We start from the raw sequence: 14,611 nt of genomic DNA on the forward strand, positions 1-14,611 counted from the left end.
TCCTCTTAATGCTTTGAATAGGGCGTTTCGACACGGTCAAGAAACAGCGTGGCGGCAAGCAGGTCGGCGGCACCGCCCGGTGAGGCATTGAGTGTCAGCATCTGGCGATCTAACCGCGCCAGCGCCTGCTGCCCCGCGAGCGTTGCGCATCCTCCGGCGTTCAGTACCGCCCGGGCGCCGTTCTGCATGGCGTCCAGCCCCTCCATTCCAGCGCGCGACAGCACGCAGGTATCGGTGAGCGAAGTCATGATTGCCATCAGCGCGTCGAGTCTGGCGTTTGTTTCGCTGCTGCCGTTGAGGCGGCTCAGGCGAAGCTGCGGCAGCGCGCGCTGCATGATGTGCGGAAACGCCTGCTGAGCCTCTTCCCGCGCGCCAGGTACGCGGTAGCGGTGCGTGGCGCGTAACCCCTTACTGAACACCTTCGGTGCCGCGTCGTCCGGGAGTTGCGCCAGCTGTGCGGCGGTGTTAGCGACGGTTTGCGCGCGGGCGTCGCCACCCAGCATCGCCACCGCGCTCACCAGCAGCCCCAGCGCCCAGATTGCGCCACGGTGCGTATTCACGCCGTCGGTGGCGATCATCATCTGCCGTTCGCCTTCACGGCCAAGGCGGCCAACGGTTTGCCGTAGGGCAATATCCGCCGGACGCTGCCAGCTCTGCTGCGCCAGCGCCTGAAACGTGGAGGTCAGGCTGTGCGCAGAGCACTCCATCAGCGCAAGCGATAAATCGTGGTGCGCGCCGTTCCCCCGACTGTCCACCAGACCGGGTTTCGGGCTTAAGCGTGCTTCGTCAATCAGACACTGCGTGGCGGTTCGCGCCAGCCATTCGGCACCGCCTTCAACCTGAATCTGGGGCAGTAGTGTCATTACCAGCTCCGGAATTTCGCAGGTGGGTTGTAGAGATCGCCGGACCACTCAACGAGGTCAGCCACGCTGCCCGCCGCCAGCAGAGAGCGGGTGGCATCAGTACGGCGAATCCCCATGTCTTCCGGGTACACGACCTTGCCGCTCTGGCGCAGTTCCGCCACGCGTCTGGCATCCACGCCCAGACCGATATCGGTGATACCGGCCACGGCCGCGACCATGGCGCGACGCTCTTCCAGATCTTTTGCCCGGTAGAGGTAGGCAATCCCCTCTTCCGTCAGCACGTGGGTGACGTCATCGCCGTAAATCATCACCGGTGCCAGCGGCATGCCGGAGGCTTTCGCCACGTCAACGGCGTCCAGTTTTTCCACGAAGGTGGGCTTCACGCCCGCCTGGAAGGTTTCCACCATCTGCACGACCAGTTTTTTACCGCGTTGCATCGGGTCGGGTTCGGTGATCATGTTCAGCCAGGCCGGAGTGGCGTGGCGACGGCCGTGTGGATCATGGCCCATGTTCGGCGCGCCGCCGAAGCCGGAGAGACGACCGCGGGTCACCGTTGAGGAGTTGGCGTAACCATCCACCTGCAGGGTTGAGCCGATAAACATATCCACCGCGTACTGGCCCGCCAGCTGGCAGAAGGCGCGGTTGGAGCGCATGGAGCCGTCAGCACCGGTGAAGAACACGTCCGGACGGGCGCGGATGTACTCTTCCATCCCCAGTTCGCCGCCGAAGCAGTGCACGCTCTCCACCCAGCCGCTTTCAATCGCCGGGATCAGCGTCGGATGCGGGTTCAGCGTCCAGTGTTTACAGATTTTGCCCTTCAGGCCGAGCTGTTCACCGTAGGTGGGCAGCAGCAGCTCAATTGCCGCGGTGTTAAAACCGATCCCGTGGTTCAGAGACTGCACCTGATGTTCAGCGTAGATGCCTTTGATGGCCATCATCGCCATCAGGATATGTTCCTGTTTGATCAGGCGCGGGTCGCGGGTAAACAGCGGTTCGATAAAGAATGGCTTGTCGGCCACCACCACGTAGTCAATCCAGGAGCCTGGGATATCAACGCGCGGCAGGTCGCATTCGTCGTCCACCAGCTCGTTAACCTGTGCGATGACGATGCCATCGTGGAACGCGGCGGCCTCCACCAGCGCCGGGGTATCTTCGGTACTTGCCCCGGTGTAGAGATTGCCTTTGCGGTCTGCTTTAAACCCGGCGATCAGCGCCACGTTTGGTGAAAGGTCGACGTAGAGACGTGAATACAGTTCGATATAGGTATGAATAGCACCGATTTCGAGTTGACCATCCTCCAGCAGCTGGGAGATGCGCAGACTCTGTGTGCCGGAGAAGGAGAAGTCCAGCTTACGGGCAATGCCCTTCTCAAAGATATCCAGATGTTCACTGCGGCCAACGCTTGGCATGATCATGTGCAGGTCATGCACAACTTGCGGGTTTACTTCGGCCAGCGAGCGGGAAAGAAAATCCGCCTGCTTCTGGTTGTTGCCTTCCAGAACGACCTTATCGCCTGGTGCGATCAGCTTTTCCAGCATGGCGACAAGGTCGCCGGTTGGCAGAACCTTGCCCTGCACCGGTACGGAGGCCAGACGACGCGCTTTTTCGCTGCGTCGGGTGTTCCATTGCCGGGTGGGTATTTGCCCAGATAACATTATTAACCTCCTGATTCAGCACATCATTTTGATTTGCTTAACGCTGAGTAAAGTCTGCACCCTGGCGGAAAAGGCATCAATTAAGCGTAGAGTGAAATCATTAGCCTGAGAGTAATAATCAAGGTAAATATTTGTGATCGGGATCAGTTCATGCTTCGGAAAACCAGGCTAAACGGGGTACAATTCGGAAGGTATAGTAAATTTCTGACAAGAATCAGCATCGCCCTTATGACCCAAATCATTCCCTCAGACTTCGACCTCACCGCCGAAGACAGCACTGATTTCGTGCCCATGCGCGGCGTGGCCAACCGCCACCTGCAGACCATGCTGCCGCGCCTGATCCGGCGCAAGGTGCAGTTCACTCCGCACTGGCAGCGGCTGGATTTGCCGGACGGTGATTTTCTGGATCTCGCCTGGAGCGAAGATCCCGAACAGGCGCGCCATAAACCCCGCCTGGTGGTGTTTCATGGTCTGGAAGGCAGCCTGCACAGCCCGTATGCCCATGGGTTAATCCAGGCGGCAAAAGCGCGCGGCTGGCTGGGCGTGGTGATGCATTTTCGGGGATGCAGCGGCGAGCCGAATCGTCAGAAACGCATCTATCACTCCGGCGAAACCGAAGATGGCACCTGGTTTTTGCACTGGCTGCGGGATAATTTCGGCACCGTGCCGACGGCGGCGGTGGGCTATTCGCTCGGCGGAAATATGCTGGCCTGTCTGCTGGCTAAAGAGGGAGACGCGGTACCGCTGAATGCCGCGGTGATTGTCTCTGCCCCCTTCATGCTGGAACAGTGCAGCTACCACATGGAGAAAGGCTTTTCCCGGGTCTATCAGCGCTATCTGCTCAACCTGCTAAAAGCCAATGCGGCGCGCAAGCTGAAGGCCTATCCGGATACCCTGCCAGTAAGCCTGCGACAGTTGAAAAAGGTCCGCCGCATTCGTGAGTTCGACGACCTGATCACCGCCAAAATTCATGGGTTCGCCGATGCCATTGACTACTATCGTCAGTGCAGCGCCATGCCGCTGCTCAGCAAGATCACTCAGCCGACGCTGATCATTCACGCGAAAGATGACCCGTTTATGGATCATCACTCCATCCCTGCACAGGAATTTCTGCCCGACAACGTTCACTACCAGCTGACCGAGCACGGCGGCCACGTGGGGTTTGTCGGCGGAACGCTGCGTCGCCCGAAAATGTGGCTGGAGACGCGCATTCCTGACTGGTTAACCCCTTACCTGGACGGTGTAACATGATTATCCCCTGGCAGGATCTGGCGCCCGAAACGCTCGATAATCTGATTGAAAGCTTTGTCTTGCGTGAAGGCACCGATTATGGTGAACATGAACGCTCGCTTGAGCAAAAGGTCAACGATGTTAAACGCCAGCTTAAAAGCGGCGACGTGGTGCTGGTGTGGTCTGAACTGCATGAGACGGTCAATATCATGCCCCGCAACGCGTTTCACGGCTGATCTTTCAACCTTTCCAGTCAGGGAGTTGCTATGTCTGCCAGACATCCGGTTATTGCCGTTACGGGGTCGAGTGGTGCGGGAACCACCACCACCAGCCTCGCGTTTCGCAAGATTTTCGCCCAGTTGAATCTCCGCGCGGCGGAGGTCGAAGGCGACAGCTTTCACCGCTATACGCGCCCGGAGATGGACATGGCCATCCGCAAAGCGCGTGATTTGGGCAAACACATCAGCTACTTCGGCCCGGAGGCCAATGACTTCGGCCTGCTGGAGCAAACGTTTCAGGAGTACGGCCTAAGCGGCAAAGGGCAGTCCCGCAAATATTTGCATACCTACGACGAAGCCGTTCCCTGGAATCAGGTCCCGGGCACCTTTACCCCCTGGCAGCCGCTGCCGGAACCTACCGACGTGCTGTTTTACGAAGGATTGCACGGCGGCGTGGTGACGCCGCATCACGACGTGGCGCGACATGTGGATCTGCTGGTCGGCGTGGTGCCAATCGTTAACCTGGAGTGGATCCAGAAGCTGACGCGAGACATCAGCGAGCGCGGCCATTCACGCGAGGCGGTGATGGATTCGGTCGTTCGCTCAATGGAAGATTACATCAATTACCTGACACCACAGTTTTCCCGCACCCACATCAACTTCCAGCGTGTGCCGACGGTGGACACCTCCAACCCGTTCGCGGCCAAAAGTATCCCGTCGCTGGATGAGAGCTTTGTGGTGATCCATTTCCGCAATCTCGACGGCATCGATTACCCCTGGCTGCTGGCGATGCTGCAGGGCTCGTTTATTTCTCACATGAATACGTTAGTGGTGCCCGGCGGAAAAATGGGGCTGGCGATGGAGCTGATCATGACGCCGCTGGTGCAGCGCTTGATGGAAGGGAAACAGATCGCATAATCATATTCCCTCTCCCTTTGGGAGAGGGTTAGGGTGAGGGCATCAACATGCACGATGCCCCATTAATTACGCCTCGATCACTTCATACGAATGGGTAATTTTTACCGCTTTCTCCAGCATTAACGCCACAGAGCAGTATTTCTCCGCAGACAGATCCACCGCGCGTGAGACGGCAGCATCTTTCAGCGCTTTCCCGGTGACAACAAAATGCAGGTTAATGTGCGTGAACAGGCGTGGCGCCTCTTCGCGACGTTCTGACGTGAGCTTGACCTCACAGTCGGTCACATCATGACGGCCCTTTTGCAGAATCGACACCACGTCAATCGCGCTGCATCCCCCTGCCGCCATCAGCACCATCTCCATTGGGCTGGGTGCTTTATCGCCGGAGTTACCGTCCATCAAAATCTGGTGTCCCGACGAGGACTCGCCCAGGAACGTTAAACCTTCTACCCATTTCACGCGCGCTTGCATATTCATTAGCTCCAACGTTGCATTTTTGGTGACAGATTACGCGTGCGTTACATTTCTCGCAATGGAAGGCGACCTGCGTCATGCTGAAGCGAGACACCAGGAGACACGCGGCGAAAGCTATGCTAAAACACTCTGGATGCTACAGTAATACATTGACGTTACACATGTATGCAGAGGACATCAAACTTTACTGGCTGCGAAACGTTACGACAGCCGACTTCCCAGGTATGGGTAAGAATTCGATTGCAACCCCAGAGTCCGGATGCATCTTATGACTCTGGTGACAGCTTATAACAGAGGATAACAGCGCATGGTGCTTGGCAAACCGCAAACAGACCCGACTCTCGAATGGTTCTTGTCTCATTGCCACATTCATAAGTACCCATCGAAGAGCACGCTGATTCACCAGGGTGAAAAAGCGGAAACGTTGTATTACATCGTCAAAGGCTCGGTGGCAGTGCTGATCAAAGATGAAGAAGGGAAAGAGATGATCCTTTCTTATCTGAACCAGGGCGATTTTATCGGTGAACTGGGCCTGTTTGAAGAAGGCCAGGAACGTAGCGCCTGGGTTCGTGCAAAGACAGCATGTGAAGTGGCTGAAATTTCCTACAAGAAATTCCGTCAGTTGATTCAGGTTAACCCTGACATCCTGATGCGTCTTTCTTCGCAGATGGCTCGCCGTCTGCAGGTGACATCAGAGAAAGTGGGTAACCTCGCCTTCCTGGACGTGACCGGCCGTATCGCGCAGACCCTGCTGAACCTGGCGAAACAGCCAGACGCTATGACCCACCCTGACGGCATGCAAATTAAAATTACCCGCCAGGAAATTGGCCAGATCGTCGGTTGCTCCCGTGAAACAGTGGGCCGTATCCTGAAAATGCTGGAAGATCAGAACCTGATCTCCGCCCACGGTAAAACCATCGTGGTTTACGGAACCCGTTAATCCCGATAAAACGGCGTGCCATCGCAAGGTGTCACGCCGTTTTTGTCTCTACTCCCCATGTGGCGCAGGCTGATTTATCACCCGGAAGTTAACTACGCACTGCGACAAACGCTGGTGTTGTGCCTTCCTGTGGCCGTGGGCCTGATCCTTGGGCATCTTCAGCAGGGGCTGCTGTTTTCACTGGTTCCCGCCTGCTGCAACATTGCCGGTCTCGACACCCCGCATAAGCGTTTTTTCAAACGTCTGATTATCGGCGGTTCGCTGTTTGCCGGGTGTAGCCTGGCCGTGCAGCTTTTGCTGGCCCGCGATATTCCGCTGCCGCTGATCCTGAGCGTGCTGGCGATGACGCTGGGGGTGACCGCCGAAATCAGTTCGCTGCACGCGCGTTTACTGCCCGCCTCACTCATCGCGGCCATCTTTACCCTGAGTCTCGCAGGTAACATGCCAGTGTGGGAGCCGCTGCTGATCTACGCCCTTGGTACGCTATGGTATGGCCTGTTTAACTGGTTCTGGTTCTGGCTGTGGCGGGAACAGCCGCTGCGTGAATCCCTGAGCCTGCTCTATGTCCAGCTTGCGGAGTACTGCGAAGCCAAATACACACTGCTGACCCAGCATACCGACCCGGAAAAATCGCTGCCGCCGCTGCTGACGCGCCAGCAGAAGGTGGTGGATCTGATAAGCCAGTGCTACCAGCAACTGCATATGCTGGCCGCCAACAAGAACCACGAATATAAACGGCTGCTGCGCACCTTCCAGGTGGGGCTGGATCTGCAGGAGCATATCTCCGTGAGCCTGCACCACCCGAAGGAGGTGCAAAAGCTGGTGGAGCGCAGCCATGCCGAAGCGGTGATCCGCTGGAACGCGCAGACCGTGTCCGCACGCCTGCGGGTACTGGCCGACGACATTCTTTATCACCGTTACCCCACCCGCTTTAACATGGACAAGCAGCTCGGCGCACTGGAGAAAATCGCCCGCCAGCACGAGGATAACCCGGTAGGCCAGTTTGCCGCCTGGCACTTCAGCCGTATTGCCCGCGTCCTGCGTACCCAGCGCCCGCTCTATCCCCGCGATCTGATGGCGGATAAGCAAAAGCGCCTGCCGCTGCTGCCTGCGCTTAAAAGCTATCTCTCGTTTAAATCTTCCGCCCTGCGCAACGCCGCCCGGATTAGCGTGATGCTGAGCATCGCCAGCCTGATGGGCATGGCGCTGCATCTGCCCAAACCCTACTGGATATTAATGACGGTACTGTTTGTTACCCAGAACGGCTACGGCGCCACGCGAGTGCGTATTCTGCACCGGGCGGGCGGAACCATGGCGGGGTTGATTATCGCCGGCGTAACGCTGCACTTCCACGTGCCGGAAGGCTATACACTGGCAGGCATGCTATTGATTACCCTGGTGAGCTACCTGATCATCCGCAAAAACTACGGCTGGGCGATGGTGGGCTTTACGGTCACGGCGGTATACACCCTGCAATTGCTTACGCTCAATGGCGAACAGTTTATTGTCGCCAGGCTTATCGATACCCTGATTGGCTGTCTGATTGCCTTTGGTGGTATGGTCTGGCTGTGGCCACAATGGCAAAGCGGCCTGCTCAGGCAGAACGCCCACGACGCGCTGGAGGCCGACCAGCAGGCTATCCGCCTGATCCTGAGCGACGATCCGCAGCCCTCCCCGCTGGCGTATCAGCGGATGAAGGTCAACCAGGCGCATAACGCCCTGTTCAACTCGCTGAATCAGGCGATGCAGGAGCCCGGCTTTAACTCGCACTATCTGGCGGATATGAAGCTCTGGGTAACGCACAGTCAGTTCATCGTCGAACATATCAACGCGATGACCACGCTGGCGCGTGAACATACCATGCTAACGCCAGACCTGGCGCAGCGCTATTTGCAGTCGTGTGAGATTGCCCTGCAGCGGTGTCAGCAGCGTCTGGAGTATGACGCGCCGGGTGAATCGGGGGATTCGAACATTCTGGAAGCGCCGGAAACGCTCACCCACGGGCCAATGAGCACGCTGGAGCAGCATCTGCAACGCATTCTGGGGCATCTGAACACCATGCACACCATTTCGTCGGTGGCATGGCGTCAGCGTCCGCATCACGGCATCTGGTTAACGCGGCGGTTAAAACGAACCGAGTATTAGCCTTTAACGATCTTCGCGACCGCCGCAGCAAAGCGGGTTAATCCATCTTCAATATCGTTCTCTTCGACCACCAGCGACGGCGCAAAGCGCATCACGTCCGGGCCGGCGTTGAGCACCATCACCCCTTCGTGAGCAGCGGCGTGCAGGAAATCGCGCGCGCGGCCTTTGTACTGCGGCTTCAGCTCTGCGCCAATCAGCAGTCCCATGCCACGGATCTCGCTGAAGACGTCGTACGTTTCGTCGATCTGCTGCAGATGTTTCACGAACAGCTCGCGCTTCGCCTGAACGCCGCTTAATACCTCCGGCGTATTGATGATATCAAACGCCGCACCGGCGATGGCGCAGGCCAGCGGGTTTCCGCCGTAGGTGGAGCCGTGAGAGCCAACGTGGAACGCGGAGGCGATCTCCTGGGTGGTGAGCACCGCGCTGACCGGGAAGCCGCCGCCGAGCGCTTTGGCGCTGGTCAGAATATCCGGCGTCACGCCGTAGTGCATATAGGCGAACAGGGAGCCTGTACGCCCCATCCCGCTCTGGACTTCATCAAACACCAGCAGCGCCTGATGCTGATCGCACAGCGCGCGCAGCCCTTTGAGGAATTCCGGCGTTGCCGCCGTCACGCCACCTTCACCCTGAATCGGCTCAACCACGACCGCGCAGGTATGGTCATCCATCACCGCTTTCACCGCATGCAGATCGTTAAACGGCACATGAATGATATCGGCGGGTTTCGGACCGAAACCGTCGGAATACTTCGGCTGGCCGCCAACGGAAACGGTAAACAGCGAACGACCGTGGAAAGCGTTATGGAAAGCGATGATTTTGGTTTTGTATGGGCTGTGGCGTGTGGAAGCGTAGTAGCGCGCCAGCTTGAAGGCGGTTTCGTTGGCTTCGGTCCCGGAGTTCATAAACAGCACGCGCTCGGCGAAAGTCGCGTCAATGATCTTGCGCCCCAGGCGCAATGCCGGTTCGTTGGTAAAGACGTTGCTGGTGTGCCACAGGGTTTCGCCCTGGGTTTTCAGTGCCTCGACCAGTGCAGGATGGCAATGCCCCAGCGCCGTCACCGCAATCCCCCCGGCGAAATCCACGTACTCTTTCCCCTGCTGATCCCAGACGCGGCTGCCTTTTCCCTTTACCGGGATAAACTCGGCCGGTGCATAAATCGGCAGAATGACTTCATCGAATGTCGCGCGGGTAATTGCAGATTGTTCAGTTGCCATGTCATGACCATCCATTTTATGTCACATTGATTGTGAAAATATAATCACAAAATATGCATAAAAAATCACAGCAAGGCAACAGATATTCAGCGATTGAGGAAATTAGCCAGCAGCTGGTGCCCCTGTTCGCTGAGAATACTCTCCGGGTGGAACTGCACCCCTTCGAGATCCCATTCACGATGGCGAATGCCCATGATCTCCTGCGTCTCGCTCCAGGCGGTCACCTCAAAGCAGTCGGGCAGCGTCGGCGGATCAATCACCAGAGAATGGTAGCGCGTGACGGTTAACGGGTTATTTAACCCGCTAAACACGCCCGTGCCGGTGTGGGTAACCGGTGAGGTTTTACCGTGCATCACCCTGGCAGCACGGACGATGGTGGCGCCAAACACCTGCCCGATGGCCTGATGGCCAAGGCAGACGCCAAGTATCGGCAGCCTGCCGGCGTAGTGGCGGATCACATCCAGAGAGATTCCCGATTCCGATGGGGTACACGGCCCCGGCGAGATAACGATTTTCTTTGGGGCCAGCGCGTCAATCTCGGTCAGGCTGATGTCGTCGTTACGGCGGACAACCACCTCTGCACCCAGTTCACAAAAATACTGGTAAAGGTTCCAGGTGAAGGAATCGTAGTTATCAATCAGCAGAATCATGGCGGCTCCCGAAAAAAATGCCGCCCTATTCTACTCAGATTCCCGCGCTTCGCTCACTACTTTGGCAAAGATAGCGTTCAGGGCGGACAAATCTCCCGTTGCGCCGCTCTGGTTAGCCGCGACCCACTGCTCAGGATCGATATCGCGCCAGTCCAGCAGGTAACCCGCATGGATCGCCAGCTGTTCAAAGAAAACACGCTGAGCAATGCCATTACCGCTGGCAAAAGGATGCAGCATATTGATTTCACAATAGTAATGGCTTATCCGCTCGATAAACTCCTCTTTCTGAAGACCCACCAGGTACCGGTCGCTTTCCAGTGCCGACATCAACTCATTGCCCATCTTCTCAATATATTCGAAATGGCAAAAAGGAATCTCCCCTTTGAAAATATCGTCCGTACGGTATTCACCTGCCCGTTTCATCTCTCTACGATACAGATGGCGGTGAATAAGGCACAGATGGGGCAACCCAGGCGCTGAAGGCCCAAGTTCCAGCGTCTCAATCTGGGGCTCTGAAGGACCATGACCCTTTTCAAGGAGACAACTGGCCTGAAAATTGACGTTACGCTGCTGCTCCCAGAGACGGGATTTTTGCTTATCGGTGAGTTTTTTCACTTAACGCCTCCCTGAATATGTCCGTTTGCCAAAGTATAAGCAGCAAAACGCGCTTTCGCAGGGAGGGCTAACAACACGGGCGAGACGCGCCCGTGTCAAAAAGGATTACGGCAGTACTTTTGCAGAGAGGATCACGACCGGTTTGGATGGTACATTCTGGTATGGCCCAACGTCGTGGGTCTGTACCTGAGAAATCTTGTCCGCCACGTCCATTCCTTTTACCACTTTACCAAACACCGCATAGCCGAAGTCACGCTGGCCGTGGTCGAGGAAGGCGTTATCCGCCACGTTGATAAAGAACTGGCTAGTAGCGCTGTCTTTATCCGCCGTACGCGCCATGGCGATGGTGCCACGGGTGTTCAGCAGGCCGTTGTCCGCTTCGTTTTTGATCGGTGGATTCGGCTGTTTCTGCTGCATCTGCTCGTTGAAACCGCCGCCCTGCACCATAAAGCCTGGGATCACGCGGTGGAAGGTGGTGTTGTTGTAAAAGCCGCTGTTTACGTAGTCGAGGAAGTTTTTCACAGAAACCGGGGCTTTCTGGCTATTCAGTTCCAGCTCAATATTCCCTGCGGAGGTGGTCAGCAGAACATGAGGGTCCCCTTTTGCTGCCAGCGCAGCCGGGGAAACGGCAGAAAGAGCAAACACAGCTGCGACAGCCGCCAGTGTTGATTTGAGCATGAGAATTCCTTAACAAAGCGCAGTATAAAAAGCGAATGGCTTGATTCTAAAGAGCAGTATGAACGGAGACCAGCCTTTTACCTAATTTTACGAAATTGAAACAGTTGTTACCGCGCAAACGATTGGTTATGACGCAATTTTATGTGATCACGATCACATAAAAACCTGCAATGAAGATCATATTTTCTTTAAAAGATATGAATGGATCACTTTCGCGACTAAAATCTGCCCGCTCTCAGCGCCTATCCGGCGCTTTTCTTTTCCTGAACAGGCCAGACATGACTAACAGCAATCGTATCAAGCTCACATGGATCAGCTTCTTCTCCTACGCCCTGACCGGCGCGTTGGTGATCGTCACCGGGATGGTGATGGGAAATATCGCAGACTACTTCCAGCTGCCCGTTTCCAGCATGAGTAACACCTTCACCTTCCTCAACGCGGGGATCCTGATCTCCATTTTCCTGAATGCCTGGCTGATGGAAATTGTTCCGCTGAAAACGCAGCTGCGTTTTGGTTTTGTGCTGATGGTCGCCGCCGTGGCGGGTCTGATGCTGAGCCACAGCATCGCCCTGTTCTCCGCCGCCATGTTCGTGCTCGGTCTGGTCAGCGGGATCACCATGTCGATTGGTACCTTCCTGATTACCCATATGTATGAAGGCCGTCAGCGCGGCGCGCGCCTGCTGTTTACCGACTCCTTCTTCAGCATGGCCGGGATGATTTTCCCGATGGTCGCGGCCGTTCTGCTGGCGCGCAGCATTGAGTGGTACTGGGTCTACGCCTGTATCGGCCTGGTTTACGTGGCCATCTTCATTCTGACCTTCGGCTGCGAATTCCCGGTTCTGGGTAAAAAAGCACAGACCACGGCAGAGCCTGTGGCGAAAGAGAAATGGGGTATCGGCGTACTGTTCCTCTCCATTGCCGCACTGTGCTACATCCTGGGTCAGCTGGGCTTTATCTCCTGGGTGCCGGAATACGCCAAAGGTCTGGGCATGAGCCTGAACGACGCGGGTAAACTGGTGAGCGATTTCTGGATGTCTTACATGTTTGGCATGTGGGCGTTTAGCTTCATCCTGCGCTTCTTCGATCTGCAGCGCATCCTGACCGTGCTGGCAGGCCTGGCTACCGTGCTGATGTATCTGTTCATCAACGGTTCCCCGGACCACATGCCGTGGTTCATTCTGACCCTGGGCTTCTTCTCCAGCGCCATTTATACGTCGATCATCACCCTGGGCTCCCTGCAGACCAAAGTGGCCTCGCCGAAGCTGGTGAACTTCGTCCTGACCTGCGGCACCATCGGCACCATGCTGACCTTTGTGGTGACGGGCCCGATCGTCGCCCACAGCGGTCCGCTGGCGGCGCTGCACACCGCTAACGGCCTGTACGCCGTGGTGTTCATCATGTGCTTCATCCTGGGCTTTGTAACTCGCCACCGCCAGCATAACGCTGCAGCGGCGTCGCACTAATCCCTGCGCCCCTCTGCGCTACGCAGAGGGGCTGTTTCTGGCAAAACTTATCTCTTCTCCCCCGCTATCCATCTGGATCCAGGTCTGCGCAAGCTGCGTGGTGGCAATAATCCGCCCCTGCCGAATGGACCAGCGCACCGGCACCTGACAGCGTACCGCCTCAAACCCACTCTCTGCAGGCAAAATCACCAGGTTCGCCGGGTTACCCGTCTCAATACCGTAATCGCTCAGGCCAAAGGTGCGGGCGCTGTTATGGGTGATCAGGTTCAGGCCGCTGTCAATTTGCGGGTAGCCCATCATCTGACAAACATGTAGCCCCATATGCAGCACCTGCAGCATATTGCCGGTACCGAGCGGATACCATGGATCAAACACATCATCATGACCAAAGCAGACGTTAATGCCCGCCGCCTGTAGCTCCTTCACGCGGGTAATGCCCCGACGCTTCGGATAGTCGTCAAAGCGCCCCTGCAGGTGGATATTCACCAGCGGATTCGCCACGAAGTTAATACCCGACATCTTCAGCAGGCGGAACAGCCGCGAGGTGTACGCGCCGTTGTAAGAGTGCATGGCGGTGGTGTGGCTGGCCGTGACCCGCGCGCCAATGCCAGCTTCATAGGCCAGCGTGGCGACCGTCTCCACAAAGCGGGACTGCTCATCGTCGATTTCATCACAATGAATATCCAGCGGACGGTCGTATTTCTTCGCCAGGTCAAAGGCGATATGCAGGGACTGCACGCCGTATTCCCGGGTGAATTCGAAGTGCGGGATGGCACCCACCACATCCGCGCCCAGCGTTAATGCCTCTTCCAGCAGCGCCGCGCCGTTCGGGTAAGAGAGAATGCCTTCCTGCGGGAATGCCACGATTTGCAGCGTCACCCACGGGGCGACCTCCTGTTTAACCTCCAGCATCGCCTTCAGGGCGGTAAGTGTCGGGTCGGAGACATCCACGTGGGTGCGGACAAACTGGATCCCGTTGGCAATTTGCCACTTCAGCGTTTTCCATGCGCGCGCTTTGACATCTTCATGGCTGAGCAGCGCCTTACGCTCCGCCCAGCGTTCAATCCCTTCAAACAGCGTGCCGGACTGGTTCCAGTGTGGCTCGCCCGCCGTCTGCGTGGTATCCAGGTGAATATGCGGCTCAATAAACGGTGGAATGGCAAGTCCGCCGCGGGCATTCAAGACTTCATAGCTTTCGCTGTGGGTCTCGTCCATGGGCGTGATAGCACCAAACCGACCGTTCTCGATGGCGATCTGCCACAGCCCTTCGCGATCCGGTAAACGAACATTCTGCACAAGCCAAAGCGGTGTTGTAGACATACCTTTCCCCTGAAAAACGCGGCTGAAATTAAGGAGTACCTGTTTTTCCAAAAATAGCCACTCTTTTTGTACATAAAATCGACGACAACGAAAAGCCAGCGATTTCCATAACTTATAAAAATCCTGACAAATCATACATATACCACCTAAGGAGTAGGCGAAGGCGTATTTGATTTGCATCAATAAGTGCCCCTGCTGAATCGTTAAGGTAGGCAGTAATAGAAA

Annotated in this window: 14 protein-coding genes; 6 read left to right on the plus strand and 8 right to left on the minus strand. The window is 56.6% G+C overall.

The genetic code is table 11. The features are described from left to right. Window positions 1-5: 5 nt before the first annotated feature. Both AK59_RS0104510 and mdcA read right to left on the minus strand, forming a co-directional pair. Entirely contained in the window at window positions 6-863 is an 858-nt protein-coding gene (locus AK59_RS0104510; protein ID WP_029882153.1) for a triphosphoribosyl-dephospho-CoA synthase, read from the minus strand. After that, entirely contained in the window at window positions 863-2,518 is a 1,656-nt protein-coding gene (gene mdcA, locus AK59_RS0104515; RefSeq protein ID WP_029882154.1) for a malonate decarboxylase subunit alpha, read from the minus strand. Before mdcA ends, AK59_RS0104510 begins: the two co-directional genes overlap by 1 nt. A gap of 228 nt (window positions 2,519-2,746) precedes the next feature. Here mdcA and AK59_RS0104520 point away from each other — a divergent pair, with 228 nt between their 5' ends. The 3 genes from AK59_RS0104520 to AK59_RS0104530 are packed head-to-tail and all read left to right on the plus strand — an operon-like array spanning window position 2,747 to window position 4,884. After that, the gene (locus tag AK59_RS0104520) at window positions 2,747-3,769 is read left to right on the plus strand and encodes a hydrolase (RefSeq protein WP_029882155.1); all 1,023 of its coding nucleotides are present in this window, start codon (window positions 2,747-2,749) and stop codon (window positions 3,767-3,769) included. Beyond that, window positions 3,766-3,984, plus strand: coding sequence for a YheU family protein (locus AK59_RS0104525; RefSeq protein ID WP_013099053.1), 219 nt, complete (start codon window positions 3,766-3,768; stop codon window positions 3,982-3,984). Before AK59_RS0104520 ends, AK59_RS0104525 begins: the two co-directional genes overlap by 4 nt. Before the next feature lie 30 nt (window positions 3,985-4,014). Further along, the gene (locus AK59_RS0104530; RefSeq protein WP_013099054.1) at window positions 4,015-4,884 is read left to right on the plus strand and encodes a phosphoribulokinase; all 870 of its coding nucleotides are present in this window, start codon (window positions 4,015-4,017) and stop codon (window positions 4,882-4,884) included. 66 nt (window positions 4,885-4,950) lie between these two features. Here the strand turns inward: AK59_RS0104530 and AK59_RS0104535 are convergent, their stop codons facing one another. Next, window positions 4,951-5,355, minus strand: a complete 405-nt coding sequence (locus tag AK59_RS0104535; RefSeq protein WP_028027906.1) for an OsmC family protein — start codon at window positions 5,353-5,355, stop codon at window positions 4,951-4,953. Between the two features lie 310 nt (window positions 5,356-5,665). Here AK59_RS0104535 and crp point away from each other — a divergent pair, with 310 nt between their 5' ends. Continuing rightward, window positions 5,666-6,298, plus strand: a complete 633-nt coding sequence (gene crp, locus AK59_RS0104540; RefSeq protein ID WP_000242758.1) for a cAMP-activated global transcriptional regulator CRP — start codon at window positions 5,666-5,668, stop codon at window positions 6,296-6,298. Window positions 6,299-6,355: 57 nt separating this feature from the next. Further along, a complete protein-coding gene (locus AK59_RS0104545) occupies window positions 6,356-8,443 on the plus strand; it encodes a YccS/YhfK family putative transporter (protein ID WP_013099057.1) in 2,088 nt (695 codons plus the stop codon). On the opposite strand, the gene argD is transcribed toward AK59_RS0104545, so the two are convergent. The 4 genes from argD to ppiA form a co-directional block, all read right to left on the minus strand. Further along, window positions 8,440-9,660, minus strand: coding sequence for a bifunctional acetylornithine/succinyldiaminopimelate transaminase (gene argD / locus AK59_RS0104550; protein ID WP_014833535.1), 1,221 nt, complete (start codon window positions 9,658-9,660; stop codon window positions 8,440-8,442). The genes AK59_RS0104545 and argD overlap by 4 nt on opposite strands. Window positions 9,661-9,746: 86 nt before the next feature. Continuing rightward, the gene (pabA, locus tag AK59_RS0104555; RefSeq protein ID WP_013099059.1) at window positions 9,747-10,310 is read right to left on the minus strand and encodes an aminodeoxychorismate synthase component 2; all 564 of its coding nucleotides are present in this window, start codon (window positions 10,308-10,310) and stop codon (window positions 9,747-9,749) included. 30 nt (window positions 10,311-10,340) lie between these two features. Further along, complete coding sequence (locus AK59_RS0104560) at window positions 10,341-10,925, minus strand: putative adenosine monophosphate-protein transferase Fic (RefSeq protein WP_029882156.1); 585 nt, start codon at window positions 10,923-10,925, stop codon at window positions 10,341-10,343. 105 nt (window positions 10,926-11,030) lie between these two features. After that, the gene (ppiA, locus tag AK59_RS0104565) at window positions 11,031-11,603 is read right to left on the minus strand and encodes a peptidylprolyl isomerase A (RefSeq protein ID WP_013099061.1); all 573 of its coding nucleotides are present in this window, start codon (window positions 11,601-11,603) and stop codon (window positions 11,031-11,033) included. Window positions 11,604-11,881: 278 nt separating this feature from the next. Between ppiA and tsgA the strand changes: the two genes are divergently transcribed. After that, window positions 11,882-13,066 (plus strand): MFS transporter TsgA, encoded by a 1,185-nt coding sequence (tsgA, locus tag AK59_RS0104570; RefSeq protein ID WP_013099062.1) that lies wholly within the window; start codon window positions 11,882-11,884, stop codon window positions 13,064-13,066. Window positions 13,067-13,084: 18 nt separating this feature from the next. Here tsgA and AK59_RS0104575 read toward each other — a convergent pair whose 3' ends face one another. Further along, window positions 13,085-14,386, minus strand: a complete 1,302-nt coding sequence (locus tag AK59_RS0104575; protein WP_029882157.1) for a cytosine deaminase — start codon at window positions 14,384-14,386, stop codon at window positions 13,085-13,087. Window positions 14,387-14,611 lie beyond the last annotated feature (225 nt).

It is taken from the genome of Enterobacter sp. T1-1, assembly GCF_000710795.1.
Taxonomy (GTDB): Bacteria; Pseudomonadota; Gammaproteobacteria; order Enterobacterales; family Enterobacteriaceae; genus Enterobacter; species Enterobacter cloacae.